The 20,796-nt window shown below is 47.8% G+C and carries 16 protein-coding genes; all 16 read right to left on the reverse strand.

The features are described from left to right. Positions 1 to 235: 235 nt before the first annotated feature. Positions 236 to 1,546 carry a glutamate-1-semialdehyde 2,1-aminomutase gene (hemL, locus tag EXIG_RS10895; protein ID WP_012371003.1) on the reverse strand — a complete coding sequence of 437 codons (1,311 nt, stop codon included), beginning with the start codon at positions 1,544 to 1,546 and terminating at the stop codon, positions 236 to 238. Next, the gene (gene hemB, locus EXIG_RS10900) at positions 1,543 to 2,532 is read right to left on the reverse strand and encodes a porphobilinogen synthase (protein ID WP_012371004.1); all 990 of its coding nucleotides are present in this window, start codon (positions 2,530 to 2,532) and stop codon (positions 1,543 to 1,545) included. The genes hemL and hemB overlap by 4 nt, the downstream gene beginning before the upstream one ends. Next, positions 2,529 to 3,215 carry a uroporphyrinogen-III synthase gene (locus tag EXIG_RS10905; protein ID WP_012371005.1) on the reverse strand — a complete coding sequence of 229 codons (687 nt, stop codon included), beginning with the start codon at positions 3,213 to 3,215 and terminating at the stop codon, positions 2,529 to 2,531. Before EXIG_RS10905 ends, hemB begins: the two co-directional genes overlap by 4 nt. Then, entirely contained in the window at positions 3,205 to 4,131 is a 927-nt protein-coding gene (gene hemC, locus EXIG_RS10910; protein WP_012371006.1) for a hydroxymethylbilane synthase, read from the reverse strand. The genes EXIG_RS10905 and hemC overlap by 11 nt, the downstream gene beginning before the upstream one ends. A gap of 82 nt (positions 4,132 to 4,213) precedes the next feature. After that, complete coding sequence (hemA, locus tag EXIG_RS10915; RefSeq protein WP_012371007.1) at positions 4,214 to 5,554, reverse strand: glutamyl-tRNA reductase; 1,341 nt, start codon at positions 5,552 to 5,554, stop codon at positions 4,214 to 4,216. 202 nt (positions 5,555 to 5,756) lie between these two features. After that, complete coding sequence (locus tag EXIG_RS10920; RefSeq protein WP_012371008.1) at positions 5,757 to 6,905, reverse strand: AI-2E family transporter; 1,149 nt, start codon at positions 6,903 to 6,905, stop codon at positions 5,757 to 5,759. A gap of 25 nt (positions 6,906 to 6,930) precedes the next feature. Next, complete coding sequence (locus EXIG_RS10925; protein WP_012371009.1) at positions 6,931 to 8,379, reverse strand: glycosyltransferase family 2 protein; 1,449 nt, start codon at positions 8,377 to 8,379, stop codon at positions 6,931 to 6,933. Continuing rightward, positions 8,366 to 9,388, reverse strand: coding sequence for a HEAT repeat domain-containing protein (locus EXIG_RS10930; RefSeq protein WP_012371010.1), 1,023 nt, complete (start codon positions 9,386 to 9,388; stop codon positions 8,366 to 8,368). Before EXIG_RS10930 ends, EXIG_RS10925 begins: the two co-directional genes overlap by 14 nt. Continuing rightward, positions 9,385 to 10,137, reverse strand: a complete 753-nt coding sequence (locus tag EXIG_RS10935; RefSeq protein WP_012371011.1) for a response regulator — start codon at positions 10,135 to 10,137, stop codon at positions 9,385 to 9,387. Before EXIG_RS10935 ends, EXIG_RS10930 begins: the two co-directional genes overlap by 4 nt. After that, positions 10,138 to 13,185 (reverse strand): hypothetical protein, encoded by a 3,048-nt coding sequence (locus EXIG_RS10940; RefSeq protein WP_012371012.1) that lies wholly within the window; start codon positions 13,183 to 13,185, stop codon positions 10,138 to 10,140. A gap of 150 nt (positions 13,186 to 13,335) precedes the next feature. Then, positions 13,336 to 13,917: a ribosome biogenesis GTP-binding protein YihA/YsxC gene (gene yihA, locus EXIG_RS10945; RefSeq protein ID WP_012371013.1), complete on the reverse strand. Its 582-nt coding sequence runs from the start codon at positions 13,915 to 13,917 to the stop codon at positions 13,336 to 13,338. Between the two features lies 1 nt (position 13,918). Beyond that, the gene (gene lon, locus EXIG_RS10950; protein ID WP_012371014.1) at positions 13,919 to 16,228 is read right to left on the reverse strand and encodes an endopeptidase La; all 2,310 of its coding nucleotides are present in this window, start codon (positions 16,226 to 16,228) and stop codon (positions 13,919 to 13,921) included. Between the two features lie 71 nt (positions 16,229 to 16,299). Next, positions 16,300 to 17,565 (reverse strand): ATP-dependent protease ATP-binding subunit ClpX, encoded by a 1,266-nt coding sequence (clpX, locus tag EXIG_RS10955; RefSeq protein WP_012371015.1) that lies wholly within the window; start codon positions 17,563 to 17,565, stop codon positions 16,300 to 16,302. Between the two features lie 233 nt (positions 17,566 to 17,798). Continuing rightward, a complete protein-coding gene (tig, locus tag EXIG_RS10960) occupies positions 17,799 to 19,091 on the reverse strand; it encodes a trigger factor (protein WP_012371016.1) in 1,293 nt (430 codons plus the stop codon). Between the two features lie 108 nt (positions 19,092 to 19,199). Continuing rightward, positions 19,200 to 20,222, reverse strand: coding sequence for a hypothetical protein (locus EXIG_RS10965; RefSeq protein ID WP_012371017.1), 1,023 nt, complete (start codon positions 20,220 to 20,222; stop codon positions 19,200 to 19,202). A gap of 29 nt (positions 20,223 to 20,251) precedes the next feature. After that, positions 20,252 to 20,764 carry a hypothetical protein gene (locus tag EXIG_RS10970; RefSeq protein WP_234944532.1) on the reverse strand — a complete coding sequence of 171 codons (513 nt, stop codon included), beginning with the start codon at positions 20,762 to 20,764 and terminating at the stop codon, positions 20,252 to 20,254. Positions 20,765 to 20,796 lie beyond the last annotated feature (32 nt).

Consider the following 20,796-nt stretch of genomic DNA (forward strand, 5'->3'; position numbering starts at 1 on the left):
TCTTTGCAGAGTGCCCTCTAGCCCGCGTAACGTGCGGCAATCCGGATCTCGCTTGCTGTTGCTTACGAGACCAGCTCGTGGGGTGACCTTCATCAGGACGTCCTGTCACATCTCTCAGCCATGGATGTGTTCTCTCATAACAGTCCGTTGATTGACTACTCTTCCCGTCATCGCTGTTTTCCAAATTAATCTTTCTTCATTTTATCCGAGACGTCCGTAGCGCGTCAAGAACTGCTTAACGATTAAATTCGAGTTGCAATTCCTTGAACGTCAGCTCGACCGCTGCAAGTGTCTGTTCGATATCGTCGTCCGTATGAACGGTCGATAAGAAGAGTCCTTCAAATTGTGACGGTGGTAAGAAGACACCGCGTGCCGCCATCTTTTGATAATACGAACGGAACATGTCGAGATTCGATGATTTCGCTTGTTCGAAGTTCGTCACCGGCTGATCCGTGAAGAAGACACCGAACATCGCACCGGCGCGGTTCGTCGTCAATGGAATATTGTATTTCGCAGCTGCTGCGAGATACCCTTCCGACAAACGGTTGGCTTTCCGGTCAAACTCTTCGTAGTGTTCCGGTTTCAGTTGCGTTAATGTCGCAAGTCCTGCCGCCATCGCAAGCGGATTACCTGATAATGTACCGGCTTGATAAATCGGACCTTGCGGCGCGATTTGTTCCATGATATCGCGACGTCCGCCGTAAGCACCGACCGGCATACCGCCACCGATGACCTTACCGAGACATGTGATATCCGGTGTGACACCGAAATGTCCTTGGGCACAATTGAAGCCGACGCGGAAACCGGTCATGACTTCATCAAAGATCAACAGTGTGCCGTGCTGTTCCGTGATTTCGCGCAGTCCTTCGAGGAAGCCCGGTTGTGGTGGCACGAAGCCCATGTTTCCGGCTGCAGGTTCGACGATGACACCGGCGATATCGTCGCCGTGTTTTTCAAATGCAATCCGAACCGCATCCATGTCATTATACGGCACTGTCAATGTCATACTGGCAATTTGTGCCGGTACACCCGGTGAATCCGGCAGTCCGAGTGTCGCAACGCCTGATCCGGCTTTAATCAACAGTGAATCGCCGTGACCGTGATAACAGCCTTCGAATTTCAGGATTTTTGTTTTTCCTGTATATCCGCGTGCGAGACGAAGCGCAGCCATCGTCGCTTCCGTTCCGGAGTTGACCATTCGGACGACTTCAACCGACGGGACACGGCTGATGACGACTTCCGCCATCGCCGACTCGATTTCGGTTGGTGTGCCGTAGCTCCATCCACGTGTCGCCTGCTCTTGAATGGCAGCCGTAACGATCGGATCAGCATGACCAAGAATCATCGGTCCCCATGATAAAACATAGTCGATGTATTCTTTTCCGTCGATATCGTACAGACGTGATCCTTGCGCACGTTCTGCAAAAATCGGTGTCATGCCGACTGATTTATACGCGCGAACCGGGCTGTTGACACCGCCCGGCATGAGCGGTAAGGCCCGCTCAAACGCGGCTTTTGATTTTGAATTTTGATTCGTTAAGCTCATTTCGACCCCTCCAAGTAACGGCAAATGTCTTTCGCGAAATAGGTGATGATTAAATCGGCTCCGGCCCGTTTAAAGCCGAGCATCGTTTCCATGACAATACGTTCTTCGTCAATCCAGCCGTTTAACGCAGCAGCCTTGACCATCGCATATTCACCCGATACGTTATACGCGACGATTGGTAAGTCTACCCGTTCCCGGACATCCCGAATGATATCCATAAAGGCGAGAGCCGGTTTGACGATCATGAAGTCGGCACCCTGCTCGACATCTGCTGTCGCTTCACGGAATGCTTCCCGACGGTTAGCCGGATCCATTTGATACCCTTTGCGGTCCCCTTCACCAGGTGCCGAGTTTGCCGCATCACGGAACGGTCCGTAATAAGCGGAAGCATACTTGACGCCGTAACTCATGACCGGGATATGGCTGAATCCATTCTCATCGAGTCCTTGGCGGATCGCCGCGACAAATCCGTCCATCATGGAAGATGGTGCGATGATGTCGGCACCGGCACGCGCTTGAGACACTGCTGTTTGGACGTGCAACGGAAGTGACGCATCGTTATCGACCGTTCCGTCGGCGACGATGCCGCAGTGTCCGGTTGACGTATATTCGCATAGACATGTATCCGCGATGACCGTCAGTTGCGGTGCGACTTTTTTAACGAGTCGCGTCGCTTCTTGAACGATCCCGTGATCATGGAATGCCCCTGTCCCCTGTTCATCTTTTAAGTGATCGTGCGGAACACCAAACAGGATGACCGATTCAATACCAAGTGAAACGACTTCCTTGATTTCTGCTTCAAGATGGTCGAGTGAAAGGTTGAATACGCCGGGCATCGAGCTGACTTCCCGTTTGATGTCTTCCCCTTCTGCGACAAACAACGGATAAATCAAATCAGTTTTGTGGAGATGATTTTCCCGGACGAGTGAGCGCAATGATGCTGTATTCCGCAAGCGGCGATGACGTGCGAATTCTAATGTATTCATAACAGTTCCTCCTCTAAAATACAGTCAATCAGTCCGTCGAGTGTATAGACGGCAGCGACCAAAAGTGGTGTCAAACCGAAACGTCGAGCGGCTTGCTCGGTAATCGGTCCGATGGTCACGTAAGTCGCCGTCGTCTCTTGACACAATGGAGCAATCGCTTCGACAGCTGAAGGACTTTGTAAACCAATATACGCAGTCTGTTGCAACAGATCAGGTGGAATCACCCGCAACTTTGTTTCGTACGTGATGACTTCCAACACTTCAGCCGCAACGGCATTCTTTAATCGTTCGAGCGGTTCTTGACGTGACCGGTTCCCGCGGGCAAAACAGATGCGTTGTCCTGTCCGGAGAAGCGGCCGTAATTCTTCAACCAGTACATCCCCTGTAAAAGCGGACGGGATGAAATCAGGTGTTCGTCCCTGCTTGATTAACGCCGCCGCCGTTTTTGATCCGACGACTGCAATCTTCGTATGTTGCAAGAACGGAAGCTCTGACTGGATGCGTTCGACGCCGGTCGGACTTGTCACAATCAGCCAATCGAGTTCCGCCGGCAACTGAAAATCGACCGGAATCGTTTCGATGACCGGATGATGGACGACTTCAATCCGCTGTGCTGTCAAACGCTCCACCTGCTCCGCAGTCGGTCGACGGCTTCCCGTCAACACCAGGCGCTTACAGGTCATCCGGTAAAGATGCGAGAATCTCACGACCACCTGCATCGAGAAGACGCGTCGCAACCGTTTGACCGAGTTGCATCGGATCAAGTGATGTTTCCCGTTCGAGCAGGATTTGTTGACCGTCGACTGAACCAAGGAATCCGACGAGTGTTGTCGATAAGTCTTCATTAATCGTCGCGAATCCGCCGACCGGAACATGACAGCTTCCTTCGATTGCCGCCAAGAACGAGCGCTCGGCGAAAGCTACTTTTTCTGTCATCTGATCGTGGATCAAATTCAGCAAGTCGCGGACTTCTTGATCGTTCGCCCGGCATTCGATTGCCAAAATCCCTTGTCCGACCGCCGGAATCATATCGTCGGTTGAAATGTATTCCGAAACAATGTCTTCTGACCAGCCCATCCGTTGCAGACCGGCAGCCGCAAGCAGGATACCGTCAAACGGACCTGTCTTCAGCTTTTCAAGACGTGTATCGATGTTCCCGCGGATCGATTCGATTTTTAAATCCGGGCGTAATTTGAGTAATTGGGAACCGCGGCGTAAGCTGCTCGTTCCGACAATTGCCCCTTCCGGAAGCGAGTCCAGTCCGCCACCTGTCGTCGTAATCAAAGCATCTCGTGCATCGACTCGTGAAGGTGTCGCACCAATGATGAGTCCTGTCGGTAATTCAGACGGGAGATCTTTCATGCTATGCACGGCAAAATCAATGTCTTCGTCAATCATCTGTTGTTCGATTTCTTTGACGAACAATCCTTTACCACCAACTTTAGATAGTGTCACGTCAAGGATGCGGTCACCCTTCGTGATGATGTTCTTGATTTCGAATTCGTATGGTGCACCTGCTTGTTTCAATTGCTCGATGACCCATTTCGTTTGTGTCATCGCAAGTTTTGAACTACGTGAACCTACTATGATTTTTCGCATGCTGAAATCCCCCTGTACAATAATAAAGGGGCGGCACAAGTCCGCCCCATGCTTTTCTATTGTAACACAATTCGGTCTATGTTCACCGATTCACAGCTTTCCGTTCGGCTGTTGTTTCTTCTTGTAACACCATTTCCTCGGCGGCACTATCAAACAACTCTTCGTCTAATGCAAACGTATCCATGAACTGCGCAATCCGTTGCTCGGCATCTGGTTTCGCGGCTGCATCTTTAATATAGGATAATGGTTCGCGAAGCAGTTGATTGATGATCGATTTCATGTGTTTTCCGATCACGGTTTTTTCCCGATTTGTCATATTCGGCAACTTCCGCTCCAGACTCTGCATCGTCTCTTGCTGGATTTTAAGCGACTGATCACGGAGTTCCGTAATGATCGGAACGACACCAAGCGTCGTCATCCATCCTTCGAACTCAGCAATCGCAGCTTCAATCCGCCGTTCGATTTTTGCAGCTTCCTTCATTCGTTCTGCCATGTTTTGCTGGACGATTGACGTCAAATCATCGACATCGTATAAATGAACGCCCGGCAAGTCACCTGCAGTCGGTTCGATATCACGTGGAACCGCGATATCGATCAACAGGAAGGGACGATCACTTCGGAACAATTGGGCTGCAGCAATGTCTTCACGTTTGATGATTGCTCGTTTTGCTCCGGTTGAAGAAATAACGATGTCAGCCCGAAGCAGACCGCATTGCATTTCATTGATCGAATGTGCGGATCCTTCGAAACGATTCGCCACTTCTTCGGCTTTGGCTAGCGTCCGGTTAAAGACGGTGATATCACGGGCACCCGCTTCATACAAGTTAAGTGTCGTCAATTCGCCTGTTTCTCCGGCACCGATGACCACGATCGATTTGTCTTCGAGCGATCCAAGTAACTGTTCCGCCAATGTTACGGCAGCTGCGCTGACTGAAACCGCATTTTCACCGATTCCTGTTTCCGCATGTGCCCGTTTTGCAAGCGTCACGGCTTCTTTAAATAATTTATTGAAAACTGTTCCTGTCGTCTCGAGTTTTTGTGCCGTAAAGAAACTCGTTTTCACTTGCCCGAGAATCTGTGTTTCACCGACAATCATCGAGTCGAGTCCGCTTGTCACCCGGAAAAGATGCTTCATTGCGTCAAATCCCTCGTGGATGAACAAATACGGCTCCAGTTCTTCCATCGTCAAACCAAACCAGTTCGCCAAAAAACGTTTTGTATAATAACGCCCTGTATGCGGCTGATCCGTAACGACATATAATTCCGTCCGGTTGCATGTCGAAACGATGACGCTCTCGAAAATACTTTTTTCGTCACGTAGCGCAACGACCGCTCCCTTCATCTCATGTTCCCCAAATGAGACTTGTTCGCGGATTGATACAGGCGCCGTCTTATTATTTAAACCGACAACTACGATATGCATGCGCTCTACCCCTTACGTCCAAAGATTTCATTCTCATCTATCTTTCGTTCTCTACTCTACATTATAACCATTATAAAAAAGATTCCAATCAATTTATAAACTAAAATGAGTCGAAGTTGTGAAACTTATCTTCTTACCATATCCCTCTCAGCGCCAAAGTACAAACCCTCTGCTTTCATCGTCAGCAGAGGGTTTGTCTTTCTTATTTCGTCGAATCGGTAATGATCCGTGACTCATCGATCTGGACATCCAACTTTTGTTGGCGCAGACGATAAATCCGGGCAATGTTTTGAACGACGACTTTGGTTACGGCATAGGTCGGGACCGCTAAGATGACACCGATGATACCGCCGATCTTTCCGGCAACGAGCAAGACGATGATGATCGTCAATGGATGGACTTTCAGCGTCTTCCCTTGGACATACGGCGAAATCAGATTCGATTCAATCTGTTGGGCAACGACAATCGTAATGATCGCGTAGAGTGCTTTGATTGGATCATCGATGAATCCGACGATGACGGCAGGAACAGCCCCGATATACGGTCCAAGATACGGAATGATGTTCGTGACCGTACAGAACAGCGCCAGTAGCAACGCATATTGAATATCCGAGATGAAAAATCCGATCAACGACATAAGACCGACGCACAACGAGACGATGACTTGACCGTTCACGTAGTGTTTAACCGTCACATGCATATCGTGAAGAATTTTCCGGGTTTCCGTTTCATAGCTTTTCGGTAGCAGTTTGACGACTGAGTTCGGAAACTTATAGCCGTCGAGTAACATGTAGACCAAAATGAACGGTACAAGCACGACGATTAAGACGGTCGAAGAGATGACCCCGAAGATCGTTCCGACAGACGTCGAGACCGACTTGAATAACGTGCCGATATAAGATGTCGCTTCATTCGTCCAGGAATCAAACATGGCGGTATTTTCATGCACCCAGTTGGAGATAAAACGATTGTTCATCAACTGGTCCCGGAGATTCAGCGTCTGGTCCCGCAGTTCGACGACCAGATTCGGAATGCTGGTCACAAAATCCGACACTTGATCGACCAAAATCGGACCGATCGAAGCGACGGCAATCGTGATGATACCGAGAAATCCGAGCAAGACGATCAGAACCGCGAGTCCTCGTTTCTTGACGCGTTTTTGAAGCGTGTCAACAATTCCGAGGGTGAAGTAATAAAAGATACCGGCGATAATCAGCGGTGGGAAAATCAATGCTAACATCACTTTGATCGGTTGGAATAAAAATGAGATTTTTGTTCCGACCCAGATAACCAAGAAAATCGTCAAAATCCAAAGTAAGGCTTTAAACCATTTGTTTCGAAGTAAATCCACGAACAGTCCTCCTACGAGTTTACAATCAACTTGTTTTTTCTTTCACTTCGTCTGTTACGACATCGTCCAGTCGCTGTCGTTCCATCTTACCCCATTGACCGCGTCCCGTCATGAACTGAATTAATCCACCGAGCTTAAAGAAGACCAGGATCGGACGGTACCAAAACGATTCTGTCAATGACCACAAGTATAGACGGATCAACTCTTTGACGTTCTTGAATCGGTGCATCGTCCACTCTTCAAGCAGAACGGCTCCGGCGGATAACAAAGACCCGTACAGCAAAGCAACAGTCAATAGGACAACACCGAACTCAAAATTAAGTGTTCCAACCAGCAGGTTAAGCGGAATGATGAAGTACCCGATCAACTCGACAATCGGTCCGAGCAATTCGATTAAAAAGAAGTACAGCATCGAGACGCTTCCGACGAAACCGTAGCGCGGATTCCCAATCATCCGTTTATGTGTCCATAACGTTTCTGCCAGTCCCCGATGCCAACGGCTCCGTTGCGAGCGTAAGACTTCCATCGTATCCGGTGCCTGTGTCCAGCAGACCGGTGAAGGGACGTACTCAATCCGTTTATCAATCTTATTTTCTTTCATGTAACGATGCAGCCGGACGACTAACTCCATGTCCTCGCCGACAAGCCCCTCTTTGTACCCGCCCGCCTGAACGACGATTGCTTTTTGGAATAATCCGAAAGCACCGGACACAATCAGTAACATATTAAAACGGCTGAGTCCGAGGCGTCCGAACAAAAAGGCACGGAAATACTCAATCATCTGCATCAATACAATCCGTTGTTTCGGGGTCCGAATCTCAACAATTTCGCCGCCTTCGATCGTACAACCGTTGACGAGGAAAATCGACCCGCATGTCGCAATGACGTCTTCATCGGACTCTACAATCGGTTTCATGACTTTCAGGAGAGCATCCCGTTCAAGAATCGAGTCGGCATCCAGCGAACAGAAATACGGATAACTGGAGTAGTCGATTCCGGCATTCAAGGCATCCGCCTTCCCGCCGTTCTCTTTATCAATGACAATCAAACGGGCATCGATTCGGGAACGGTAAACGTGTTTGACGGGTTGCGACCCAATCAGAATCCTGGGAAAACGTAACTCCTTTTCCAATTCGTACGTCTTAAACAGCTCATCCATCGTCCCGTCACTCGATCCATCATTGATGACAATGACTTCATGTTCCGGGTAGTCGAGTGCAAGCAGCGCCTGAACACTGGTGACGATCGTATACTCTTCATTGTAAGCCGGAACAAGAACACTGACCGGCCGCGTATAAAGAGAACGCATTAATGGCAAATAAGAACTTTCCTTTCGTCGGAACCGTTGTTTTCGGACCATTTGTGCCGAAATCAGATACAACGTTGAATAAAAAATGATAACGAGAATCATATAAATCAGAACAGTCCAGGATAAAACGTTAATGATATTTTGAATCGTTTCAGATGACAACATGTTGTTTCATCTCCTTTGCTAACCGTTCCGTCGCTTTTTGTTTGGCATAACGGTCAGGATGATCTTTTGCGACGAGCGCCAGCTGTTCGAGACCACCACAGGCAAGCAGGGCATCAAAGGCTGCGGTCCGTACCCACCAGGAACGGCTGCCGACGAACGGCAGGATGTAGTCGACAGAATCCTTTGGTGTCACGTTTTCTAGAAAGCGCAATGCTAACATCTGCTCGACCCAACTCGTCTCATCCTCGAGATAAGGCGTATAAAGTTGCCAGTCTTCTTCGAGCCCGACACGCGTCAACGCGCGGAGTGCCCGCTTCCGGATTTCCGGATTGGCATCCAACGTCTTTGTTCGCGCGAGATCTGCATACCGCGTTTCGTCACGATCATAAATCAACTGGAGAATCGCCATCTGAAAGGGTTCTGTCAAATCCTCAAACGCCTGAATCCACAACGTTAAGTCTTTGCTGCGTCCAACTGCGAGAACAGCTCCAAAGAAACTGATGTGGCTTTTTAATTTCGCTTCTTCAATCGCCAGTTCCGGAGCAATCGAGACCAGCGTCCGGATGATGACATCTTCTTCTTCCGGCGATAAAGATTTATGCAGTTTTTGATGCAGTTCAGTCGCAACCGGCTTTAAGTGGAATTGCGCAATCGCTTCGTACGCATTCAAACGACGGTCAATCCGCCGGTGCCGGATCTGTTTATGATAGTACGGCAACAGCTTCGCCTCGACGTATTGGTAGATGCGCTCTTGATGGGAAAATGTCGCTGTCAGGTTCGTAAAGGCAAACAGCTCCAGCTCCACCAGATCTTCATTTCCGGATACGATTTTTGGCATGTCCTTTTGTTCTCCTGTCGCAAAATCATACAATTCGTCCCGGAAGTTCAATTGCCATGTTAAACGATTTTCTTCCTGTTTCGCGCGTTTGTTTTTTTGAAGGACCAGGTAAACGAGTGCTCCGATTTGCAGGACGACCAGGAGGAAGATGAAACCTAAAATCCATTTCATCCGTGGACCCCCTCTAGTCTGCTGACCCATGCCCGAAACTCTTCGACTTTGAGCGGTAAAGTCATGATGCCGTCGACTCCGCGTTCAATCGCCAACACGTGATCTCTTTCCCGGTTGTACATCGAAATCATGATGGCATGAAACGGAACGATGGTTTCCTGCTTTGCACGTAACAATAACTCCAGTCCGTCAGCTCGCGGGAGTGCGGATGAAAAGACCAGCAGATACGGGCGTGTCGCCACATGCTGCTCTAAAAATACTTCTGCTCGTTCATACAGGGAGAGGGTTTCAAAGTTTTTTGTCAATTCGCGTTCCAGCAATCGTCTGAGATGCGGATCGTCTGTGACGATTACCGCATCGACGACACGCTGAACACGTTTATACCGGACAATTCGATCCAACAGGACATCCTTGGCCAGATCAGCCGGTACGATTTCTCGTGCATTCTCCAGTAAGTAGAACGAGGCGTCATTCATATCCGGATTCAGGTAAACGACAGGAGTCCGTTCCTCCTCTACCGGTCGACTGGCGAGAATGACATCCGCATAGGACAAGTCCGTTCTTGCACATCGCCCTTCTTCAATCAGATCATTGACCGTTACCGGCATTACACCGACTGTATGAATAAAAATGACTCCTGATGTTGATTCGTTCACATCCTGTTCGGACAAGATATGTGATGAGCTTGTTTCTGTATCAATGGGTTCGATTGTTGCATTGATTAATTTCCACATCTCTTCCCGACGCATTTATCTCACTCCTTCTTTAAACGCCTGTTGCATCGTTTGATATACCGGTTTTAACGCCTCGCGCTGTTGCGGGTTCGTCCATTCCGACCAATTATAAAAACCGCGGTCTTTTTCCGGAATCCGCGTTGTTCCGATCTGGCCGGTCACTTCAATCCCTTCCGTGATCATCTTCGCCTCAAGCCCATCTTTCCAAAAATCTCCGATGATTTCATGTTTGCTCGGATCCCGCATATTTAATAACATCCATGGAATCCGAAGTTCGATCTGCTTTTGCTTGATGTCAGAGATATCGGTCAAAATACTTTCCGGCGGTCCTTCATGCAGAATACCTGTGTCCCACTTCACGGCCGGCTTGATGATTTTTTTAGTGACCGGATCTCTTCTTGCATAATCGAGCATTTGGTAGATCGGGTTAAAGTTTCCACTGTTTTGTTTATCTGACGGCGGCTTGACCATCTCAAACGGTTTTTTCAACCCGTAATGGTAGCGGAAGATGTCATACCGTTCATCGACATCCAGGCGCGCTTGATCGCCGATTGTCAAACGATACTCGGCACCTTCGTCCAATTTTAACGGTCCGACTTGCAGATTACCGTCATTCGGCTTCGTCGACAAGGCGAGTGTCGTCGGTTCGGCTTTTTTCCGGTCGATCCGGACATACACATAAGCTTCATCCGATGTCATGTAAATCGCTTGACCGTCCGTTTCCGCTACCGGTGCATAGCCTTTCCAGTCATCCATCTTACCGTCAATCGTAATATCGGCTCTTAAGAAACCAAGCATCCCGAAATGCTGCTCGCTCGTTTGGACATTTGACCAGCGCGGACGTGTGTTAGCGTCATCATAGTCCATCGTATTCCACGTCCGTTTGAACCATTCGTCCTGCCAGATAAAGACCAGTCCGCCGGCCATCTTCGTTTCGACGATGTCTTGATATAACTTGGCTACGAGTTTTCCTTGATTTTCTTCACTGACATGCCCTTGATCAAATCCATTCGGACCCAGGTGGGTTTTCCCACGCGAACTCGGAATGCCGAATTCGGAAACGAGTAACGGCATATCATGATAGTCTTTCATCCGCTTCAGATAACGGCTGTACGACTCTGATCCGGTATCCGCTTTGCGTCCAAACTCTTCCTTGATGAACGATGGATAGTACGGGTAAATATGATACGAGGCAAAGACGCCGCCGGCAAAGTCTTTTGTGGCCTGGATATGGTTGAAATCAATCGATACCAGGTCCTGTTCTTCTTCCACTTCCTTCGGATGCGCAAGCGGATCCGTCGTCGGCCAGTTCGTCGCTGCGATGGGCCGGGTCGTTTTGTAGGTATCGAGCTCATGCTGTGTCGCACCGTCCATCCGGCCGGCTAACCATGATTCAAATGGCGAGGCGTCTTTGGTTGTCGTCACGTATTTGCCGTCGTACCGAAGCCCCTTGTTCTTCTTATTCGTTCCGATGACGGCGTCCGGTAACCATTCGATCCCGAACACAAATGCAGAGACGTACTGTGAAACGTCAGACGTATACGTACCGGAAGCATGACCGACAACTTCCTTGACGACAGCATTCCCGTGAATCACGTCGACCATCCGTTCGGCTTCCGTATCCGTCATCTTCAAAAAATTCGGTTCAAAGGCATTTTTTAATTCTTCAAACGGTTTTTCCTCGACCCACATGCCCTGCATCAGATAAATCGGTGTTTTTGCTGTTTCGTTGTAAGCTTTTAACGCATCATAAAATGCCGGAGGGTGAAGTGTATAAATACGGATGGTATTGACCCCCATCTCGCCCATCTGTTTCAGCCACCGGTCATATTCATTGCGGCTGATAGCATGTTCTCCCGGGAAAGCACCGGGACGTCCGAGTCCAACATTCACACCTTTAACAAAATATGGTTTCCATTTCCCGTCTTGATACATCTCAAGTGTGTCTTGACCAGAACGTGCCCGTGTACGGACTGTTTGATTGTTGACTTTCGTTTGTGCCAGCGGTTTAACCTGCGCCGCCTGCTGTTTCACGACTTTCGTTTCCTTTAAGATACGGCTGATGGTCGGTGCATAAACCTTCCAAAAGAATGCCGTTTCGCTGTCTGCACTGTCGAGAATGAATTGTTTACGGAACCAATCGAGTCCGGCATAACGATAGTAGCGCGGAATATCAGCGACATCTGTGAAATCACCTGCAAAATAATGGCCGCTTCCTTGTGTAACATAGGCGGGGAATTCAAGAGGCAATTGCCGCTCGCGTAACATGGCTTGTGTTTTTTTGGAGGGTTTCCAGGAAAAATGGGCCTGTTGTTCGCCCCCGTCGAGTTCCAATACTTCAAACCAATAGTTGTACCGGACTTCGTCCTTTGCCGATCCCTGATTTTTATCCCATTTGTACAAAAGAGGTGTCTCATCATTGACGAAAAAAACTTCTTCTGTTGAGTCATTGATGAAAACATATCCGGGTCCGGATAATTTAAACGTTTTATCTTTTGCCTGAATCTTTAATTTATCAATGACGGTTTGATCGAGACCCTGTAATTTCGTCAAGTCCGGGAAAAAGCGTCCGATCCAACCCGTCCATGCCGTTCCGAATAATTGCCGAAACGCATTCGAACGGTCGGATGGCGTTGGACTGGCTGCTGTATTGAACTCTGCGACTACTGTCTTCCCTTTTGAAATCGCGTCTGTCGCAAGTGCCACATCCTCAGCTGTCAGTCCGCCACGGTGTTGCTGTTTCCCGTCGACCGTGTAGGATTTTCCATATGTATCCGTAAACAGCAATACATCGGCCTTGGAAGCTTGTTTCAACATCGCTTCACCTTGTGTCCCGTCATACCGGTTGATGTAATCCGTGTATGTATAATTCTTTCCTTCATCCTTCGTGATTTTCAAATGATTCAACAACCAGGTCGTTCCTGCATGTTCCCGTTGTTGTTTTCCCACCGTGTAATCAAATAGGATTACGTTTAATGTCCGTTCCTTTTGTATGAACCAAATCAATAGCGGTGTCAGCATCAGAAGGACTACGATCGCGGCAATCCATTTATATCGCTTCATCTTTACACGTCCCTTTCCATCACTTTTGTTTTTACCATTGTAACGTGAAAACAATCTACCGCATATATGGGAAGCGTTTATTTCTGAAAGGGATATTTTGGATAAAAAAAGAAGCAACTGCCTTCCGGCGGTTGCTTCTTTTTATCTGAATCATAAATGACGATAGATGGCTTCCCATGCTGCGTCGACACCTTCACCTGTTTCTGAAGAAAACGGAATGAATGTGTCCTGCCCGTCAAACTGTAATTTCCGTTTAATCGCCGCAATCTGTTTATCGCGTTGACCACGCTTGATTTTATCCAGTTTCGTCGCTACGACAATGACCGATAAATCATAGTATTTTAAGAAGTCATACATGATGACATCATCCGCTGAAGGTTCATGACGGATATCGACGAGCAAGACGACTCCCTTTAGGATTTCACGTGTCGTGAAATACTTTTCCATCATCTTGCCCCATGCCTCACGTTCGGTTTTCGAAACTTTCGCATAACCATAACCCGGTACATCAACAAACATGACTTCATCATTGATGTTAAAGAAGTTTAACGTTTGTGTTTTACCCGGTTTTGAGGATGTGCGGGCGAGTGCTTTTCGCTGAACAAGTTTGTTGATGAACGACGACTTTCCGACGTTCGAACGTCCGGCGAGTGCCACCTCAGGAAGGAGCGGTTCCGGATAATGTTCCGGATTGACACCACTCGTAATAAAATCTGCTTTATAAATTTTCATGTTACTCTCCTTTTAATGCATGTTCGAGCACTTGATCCATTGTCGCGACCGGTATGAAGCGAATGCCATCCCGAACCGTTTCCGGAATGTCATCGATATCACGTGTATTGTCTTGCGGCATCAAAATCGTCGTCAAACCCGCACGATGGGCTGCCAATGACTTCTCTTTCAGACCGCCGATCGGCAAGACCCGTCCCCGTAACGTAATTTCTCCGGTCATACCGACATCTCGCCGTACCGGACGTTTCGTCAACGCGGAAATCAATGCTGTCGCGATCGTAATCCCCGCCGAAGGACCGTCTTTTGGCACGGCGCCTTCCGGAACGTGAATGTGGATATCTTGTGTCTCATAGAAATTCGGATCGATTTTAAACGCTTCTGCATTCGCCCGAACGAAGCTGTGTGCGGTTTGAGCGGATTCCTGCATGACGTCTCCTAATTTCCCTGTTAACTGCAGTTTTCCTTTACCTGGAGCGAGACTCACTTCAATCGTCAGTGTATCGCCCCCAAATGCAGTATACGCTAAACCGGTCACCGCGCCAATCGTATCTTCAAGTTCACTTTGACCATAACGGTAAATCGGTTTACCTAAGAAGTCCGGTAAATTACGTTTCGTGACCGTAACCCGTTTCTTTTCACCCATAGCGATTTGTTTCGCCGCTTTCCGGCACAACGCACCGATGACGCGCTCGAGACTCCGGACACCCGCTTCCCGCGTATACCGGCGAACCACTTCTTGTAAGGCATCCGGTTTGACCGTCAGCTGACTTTTCTTCAGTCCGTGCTCTTTTAGTTGTTTCGACAATAAGTGCCGGATTGCAATTTCTGTTTTTTCCTGTTCTGTATAGCCGCCGATTTGAATCAGTTCCATCCGGTCAAGCAAGGGTCCCGGAATATTTGAGACATCGTTGGCCGTCGCAATGAATAAGACATTTGATAAATCAAACGGCTCTTCGATGTAGTGATCGGAAAAACTGTTGTTTTGTTCCGGATCAAGTACTTCAAGCATCGCGGAAGACGGATCGCCCCGGAAATCGTTTGCCATCTTGTCGATTTCATCGAGCAGGAATACCGGGTTGTTTGTTCCGGCCTGTTTCAATCCGCGAATGATCCGGCCGGGCATCGCTCCGATATAAGTCCGGCGGTGTCCTCGGATTTCTGCTTCGTCACGCACGCCACCGAGCGAAACACGAACGAATTTGCGTTCAAGCGCCGTCGCAATTGACCGGGCGAGTGACGTTTTCCCGACTCCCGGAGGACCTGCCAGGCATAAAATCGGACCGCGTAACGAGTCCGTCAGTTGTCTGACCGCTAAGTACTCAAGAATCCGTTCCTTTACTTTCTCGAGACCGTAATGATCTTCATCCAACTGTTCCGATGCGGCTTCGACGTTCAAGAAGTCGTCCGTCGCTTCGTTCCATGGAAGGGAAAAGAACCATTCGAGATAGTTCCGGATTACACCGTGTTCCGGACTCGTTGCCGGCACGACGGAAAGACGATTGATTTCTTTTTCGATATTGATGACTGCCGTTTCTGACAAATCAAGCAGTGCCAGTTTTTCTTTATACTTCACGGCGTCACTTTCTGCCGAGACTGCTTCTCCGCCAAGTTCCTGTTGAATCGTCTTCAGTTGTTCACGAAGATAGTATTCGCGTTGCGACTGTTCAATCGTCTTTTTCGTCCGTTCCCGCATTTCGCGTTCGAGTTCGACGACTTCATATTCATGTTTCATGACATCAAGCAGCATGACCCCGCGTTCAACCGGATCATTTTCTTCGAGGAATTCCTGTTTTTTCGCGATGTCGATCGGCAATTTCGACGCGATGTAATCCGTCAATGAATCGAGTCGTTCATATGTCTCAAAACGACGTCGTTCGTCCGTTCCGATTCCTTTGATGCGTGACACCAATTGTCCGAACTGTTCCTTGATCAAACGGACGAGCGCTTCCTGCTTCGCTCCCTTGATGTCTGCTTTTTCAATCGGTTCGATACTCGCTTGATAGCCTTCATCTGTTTCCGTCACTTGATCAATCCGGACACGTTCTTTACCAATGACCCGGACACGAACCGTATCATTACCCAGTTCACTCATTTTTGCAATCTGGACGAGTGTCCCGATCGTATGCAAACCATCCACAGACGGTTCCGCTTCGGGATCACGTTGCGTGACGACAACCAAATCAATTTCATGCTCTTTCGACGCCAGCAGTGCTTTGAGCGAGACAGGACGCCCGACATCAATCGTCAGACCGATTAAGGGGTAGGCGACGACACCACGTAATGGCAATAATGGATATTGTTTTGTCTTCATCAAAAATCTCCTCCTAAACAAAAAGACTCGGAAAGGCGTACAAGTAGCCTCCGAGCCGATTTGTCACGGTGTTACGCCGTTTCTTTTTCTTTACCATGTTCAATTGTGCCATCCTTCAACTCGAGCGTTGGACCGCGTTTTCCAGTCAACGTTTCTGCTGTGATGATGACTTTCGCAATATCTTCACGTGATGGAATTTCAAACATGATATCGAGCATCGTTTCTTCGATGATTGAACGAAGACCACGCGCTCCTGTTTTCCGTTCGATTGCAAGTTTCGCAATCTCAACGAGTGCATCTTCTGTGAAGTCGAGTTCGACATCGTCCAGTTGAAGCATTTTTTTGTATTGTTTGACGAGTGCATTTTTCGGTTTTGTTAAGATTTGGACGAGCGCTTCTTCGTCAAGCGGCTCAAGTGTCGCCATGACTGGTAAACGTCCGATGAATTCCGGAATCAATCCGAACTTCTGTAAATCTTCCGGTAAAGCAGCCGCAAGAATTTCTTTTTGCGTCAGGTTGCGGTTCTCGGAATCATTTCCGAATCCGATGACCTTTTTCCCAAGACGACGTTTGATCGATTGGTCGATCCCGTCAAAGGCACCACCGACGATGAACAAGATGTTCGTCGTATCGATCTGAATGAATTCTTGATGCGGATGTTTCCGGCCGCCTTGTGGCGGAACGCTTGCAACAGTACCTTCTAAGATTTTCAGAAGTGCTTGTTGCACCCCTTCACCTGAAACGTCACGTGTAATCGACGGATTCTCAGATTTACGGGCGATTTTATCGATTTCATCGATGTAGATGATACCTTTTTCTGCTTTTTCGACATCATAGTCAGCAGCTTGAATGAGTTTTAGGAGAATGTTTTCAACATCTTCCCCGACATATCCGGCTTCCGTCAGACTTGTTGCATCCGCGATTGCGAACGGAACGTTCAGAATACGGGCCATCGTTTGTGCGAGGAGTGTTTTACCACTACCAGTCGGTCCAATCATGACGATGTTTGATTTAGACAATTCCACGTCGTCGGCACGTCCACCGGCATTGATCCGTTTATAATGATTGTACATCGCGACAGATAACGATTTTTTCGCTTTTTCCTGTCCGATGACGTAGTCATTTAAAGTCGCACGGATTTCATGCGGTTTCGGTACGTTTTTCAGTTCGACTTCTTCTTCTGTACCAAGCTCTTCTTCGACGATCTCATTACAGAGTTCGATACATTCATCGCAAATGTAAACGCCAGGTCCAGCAACAAGTTTGCGCACTTGCTCTTGTGTCTTTCCGCAGAAAGAACATTTTAGCTGACCTTTTTCTTCGTTAAATTTAAACATAAAGGTCCACCCCTTTAACGTGGAATTTGTATAGATCCGTTTCGCATCTATTCTCACGTTTTACTATTTATGATTGTAGCATGAACAAGGAAACTCTTTCAAATCTTGGATGAGCGTTTTACAGTTTGATTTGAAAAATATATTTTTGTTTGTCCTTGTTTGACCTATCGTACAAAAAAATCGACTTCAAGACCAGAGATTGGTCTTGAAGTCGATTCTGTTCGGTTGTTTGCTTATTTTGCTTTTGCGTTGTCAACGAGAACGTCGATTGCTTTACGGAACTGAAGATCACCTTTAAGTGTATCAAGTCCGCCTTGTGGTGCAAGCATCGTTTCAAGTTGATCTGCAGGAATGTTGTAGAGTTCAGACATCGATTGAAGTTCAGCTTGCGCTTCTTCTTCAGTAACTTCGATTTTTTCGTCTGCAACGATTTGTTTAAGAACGAGACGAGCTTTAACGCGCTCTTCTGCTTGTTCTTTCATTTCAGTACGCATTGCCTCTTCAGTCGTTCCAGTTAACTGGAAGTACATGTTAAGGTCAATTCCTTGTGACTGAATGCGTTGTGTGAATTCTTGGACCATACGTTCAACTTCGTTTTCAACCATAACTTCTGGAAGATCAACTGTAGCGTTTTTAGTCGCAGCTTCAACCAACTCATCACGCATTGAAGCATCAGCTTCTTGTTTGCGTGTGTTTTCAAGACGTGTACGGATTTTTGTTTTCAACTCATCAAGAGAAGAAACTTCTTCGTCCATTTCTTTAGCGAACTCATCTGTCAATTCAGGAAGTTCTTGTGCTTTGATTTCGTGGATTGTTACTTTGAACACGACTGGTTTTCCAGCGAGTGATGCTTCATGGTACTCTTCTGGGAACGTGACGTCGATATCTTTTTGCTCGCCTGATTTAAGACCAACCATCTGCTCTTCAAATCCTGGAATGAAGTTTCCAGATCCGATGACGAGTGAGTAGTTTTCTGCAGTACCACCGTCGAATTGGTTTTCACCATCGAAACCTGCGAAGTCGAATACGACTGTATCGCCATTTTCGATCGCGCCGTCTTCTTTAACGACGAGCTCTGCACCACGCTCTTGCATTGTTTTGAGTTCAGCATCGACATCTTCGTCTGTAACGTCTGTTTCGACTGCTGTGTACTCAAGACCTTTGTACTCACCGAGTGTTGCGTCCGGCTCAATCACGAATGTGATTTTGAACTCAACTGGTTTTCCTTTTTCGAGTGTTTCGACGTCGATGTTATCAAGCGCGATTGGCTCGATTCCTGATTCGACGACAGCACCTTCGATTGTGTCTTGATATAAGATATCAAGTGCATCTTGGTAAAGTGCTTCTTCGCCGTACATTTTGTTAAACATTGCGCGTGGCATTTTTCCTTTACGGAAACCTGGTGTGTTCAATGTCTTAACGACTTTTTTGAACGCTTGGTCTACCGCTTTATCAAATGCTTCAGCAGGCGCTTCATACGTGAGAACGCCGAGGCTACCTGATTGTTTTTCCCATTTTGCAGTCATGCTGAGTCCCTCCAAAAATGTCAATTAGCGTACATGTGTGTACAACAAGTCACATTATAGCACAATCGTTCCGAGGATTACCACTGTTGAACGAGCCATTCCCTTGAATTAAAGAAGCAAGGCCTGCTCGTACTGTTTTCCTTCCGGTAACAGGAAATGGACAGCCTGATAAATCTTTTGCGCTTGTCCGCTCAAGTCAGGTGGCGGAGTTTCCGATGTAAAGTCGGATTCCGCCAATTCTTCGACCGCATCCACCCATTCCTGCCATCTGTTTCCCTGTTCCAGCACTTCGGTCGGAAAGACGATTTGATACCAGTTCATGAACAACAGCGCCTTAAATGGATCCATGCGCTTCAGCCTGAAGGTTTCGTTACTGAAAGACTGAAGCTCAAGCGCCTGTCTCGTCACATGTCTCTCGAGTTGCTCCGGACTTTCAAATTCATGATCCAGCCCAATCGATGGAATCCGGATCCGGACGGGGAAAAGTGCACGATCCGCCGGAAGTTGCGGAAGCAATGTCTGGATGACAAGAGCACTCTGTTCGTTAACATCTTCTCCCGTGAAATAATCCTCGATGAGATAACGGACGAACGAAGGATCTGCCTGTAAATCGAATTGCCCGATCAAACGAAACTGTTCGTCCATCGTCCCGAGCCGGTAACGATCGACCCGATCCCCTGGTACTAGCCGTAAATGGGATTGTTCCCGTACCTTCACATATGAGGAATCATCCGTCTGCCCGATGTTACCTTTCTTACGTGAAAGCGACTGGGTCATTTCGTCTAATTTCAAGGCGAGACCGTAAGGAAGATAGGGAGAGGCTGTCCGCAGGGCCAGATCAAAGGAATACCTCTCTCCCTTCTCGTACATGAAGAGTGCGCTCAGTTGCTCGACACCGTCCACTTCAAGGAAAGGGTTCACCACTTGCAGATAGGCTTCCACCTCTTGATCGTTTGTCAAAAAAGCTTCCTGAATTGTATAGAGCACATAAAGAATATCCTCTTCTGTTTCTAAACTTTTCAGTCGTTCCAGCTCAGTTGCCAATTCGTCCTGACTCAATCTTGCGAGCCGCTTCCGCTCATCTGACAACGGTTGTTCCATCCAACGTGATTGCGACTGCTTCACGGTCATCCCACCTTCTTCATATCTGTCTTACTTCCTTACTTCGTGAACGGATCCAGTAAAGACGTCCAGTTCGTAATCGCTTCCTGTAACTGTCCTGCCTGTTCGATTCCCATTTTATTCAATGTGTCCAGGGAAACATCGGTTTCCAGCAACCGTGTGATATCTTCCGATTGATTCACGTACTGCTCCAATTTTTCACTCAAGTTCTTCAGTTCCGCCGGCGGAGTGTCTAAATTAGCAAGCCGTTCGTCAATTTTGTTTAATTCTTCGTTCAACTGTTGAACTGTTCCGTCAGTCTGGAGTTTTTCAATTTGCTGATCAAGAGCCTGTTCCGGATTTGCGGCATCCCGCGCTTCAGTCGCTGCTTGATCGAGTTTCGTCGACAATTCAGATGTCACCTTGGACGTGTCCTGGGCAATATCTTGCAACTGACCTGCATAATCAACGCTGTTTTTTACGTCCGTCACTTGCTGTTTCGCCTGATCGACTGTATCTGTAACCTCGCTGCATCCGGCTAAAGCCACGGTCAGTACGAGGATTCCACTCATTTTCTTTAACACCTTCATCATCCCTTTCAAGT

It is taken from the genome of Exiguobacterium artemiae 255-15 (assembly GCF_000019905.1).
Taxonomy (GTDB): domain Bacteria; phylum Bacillota; class Bacilli; order Exiguobacteriales; family Exiguobacteriaceae; genus Exiguobacterium_A; species Exiguobacterium_A artemiae.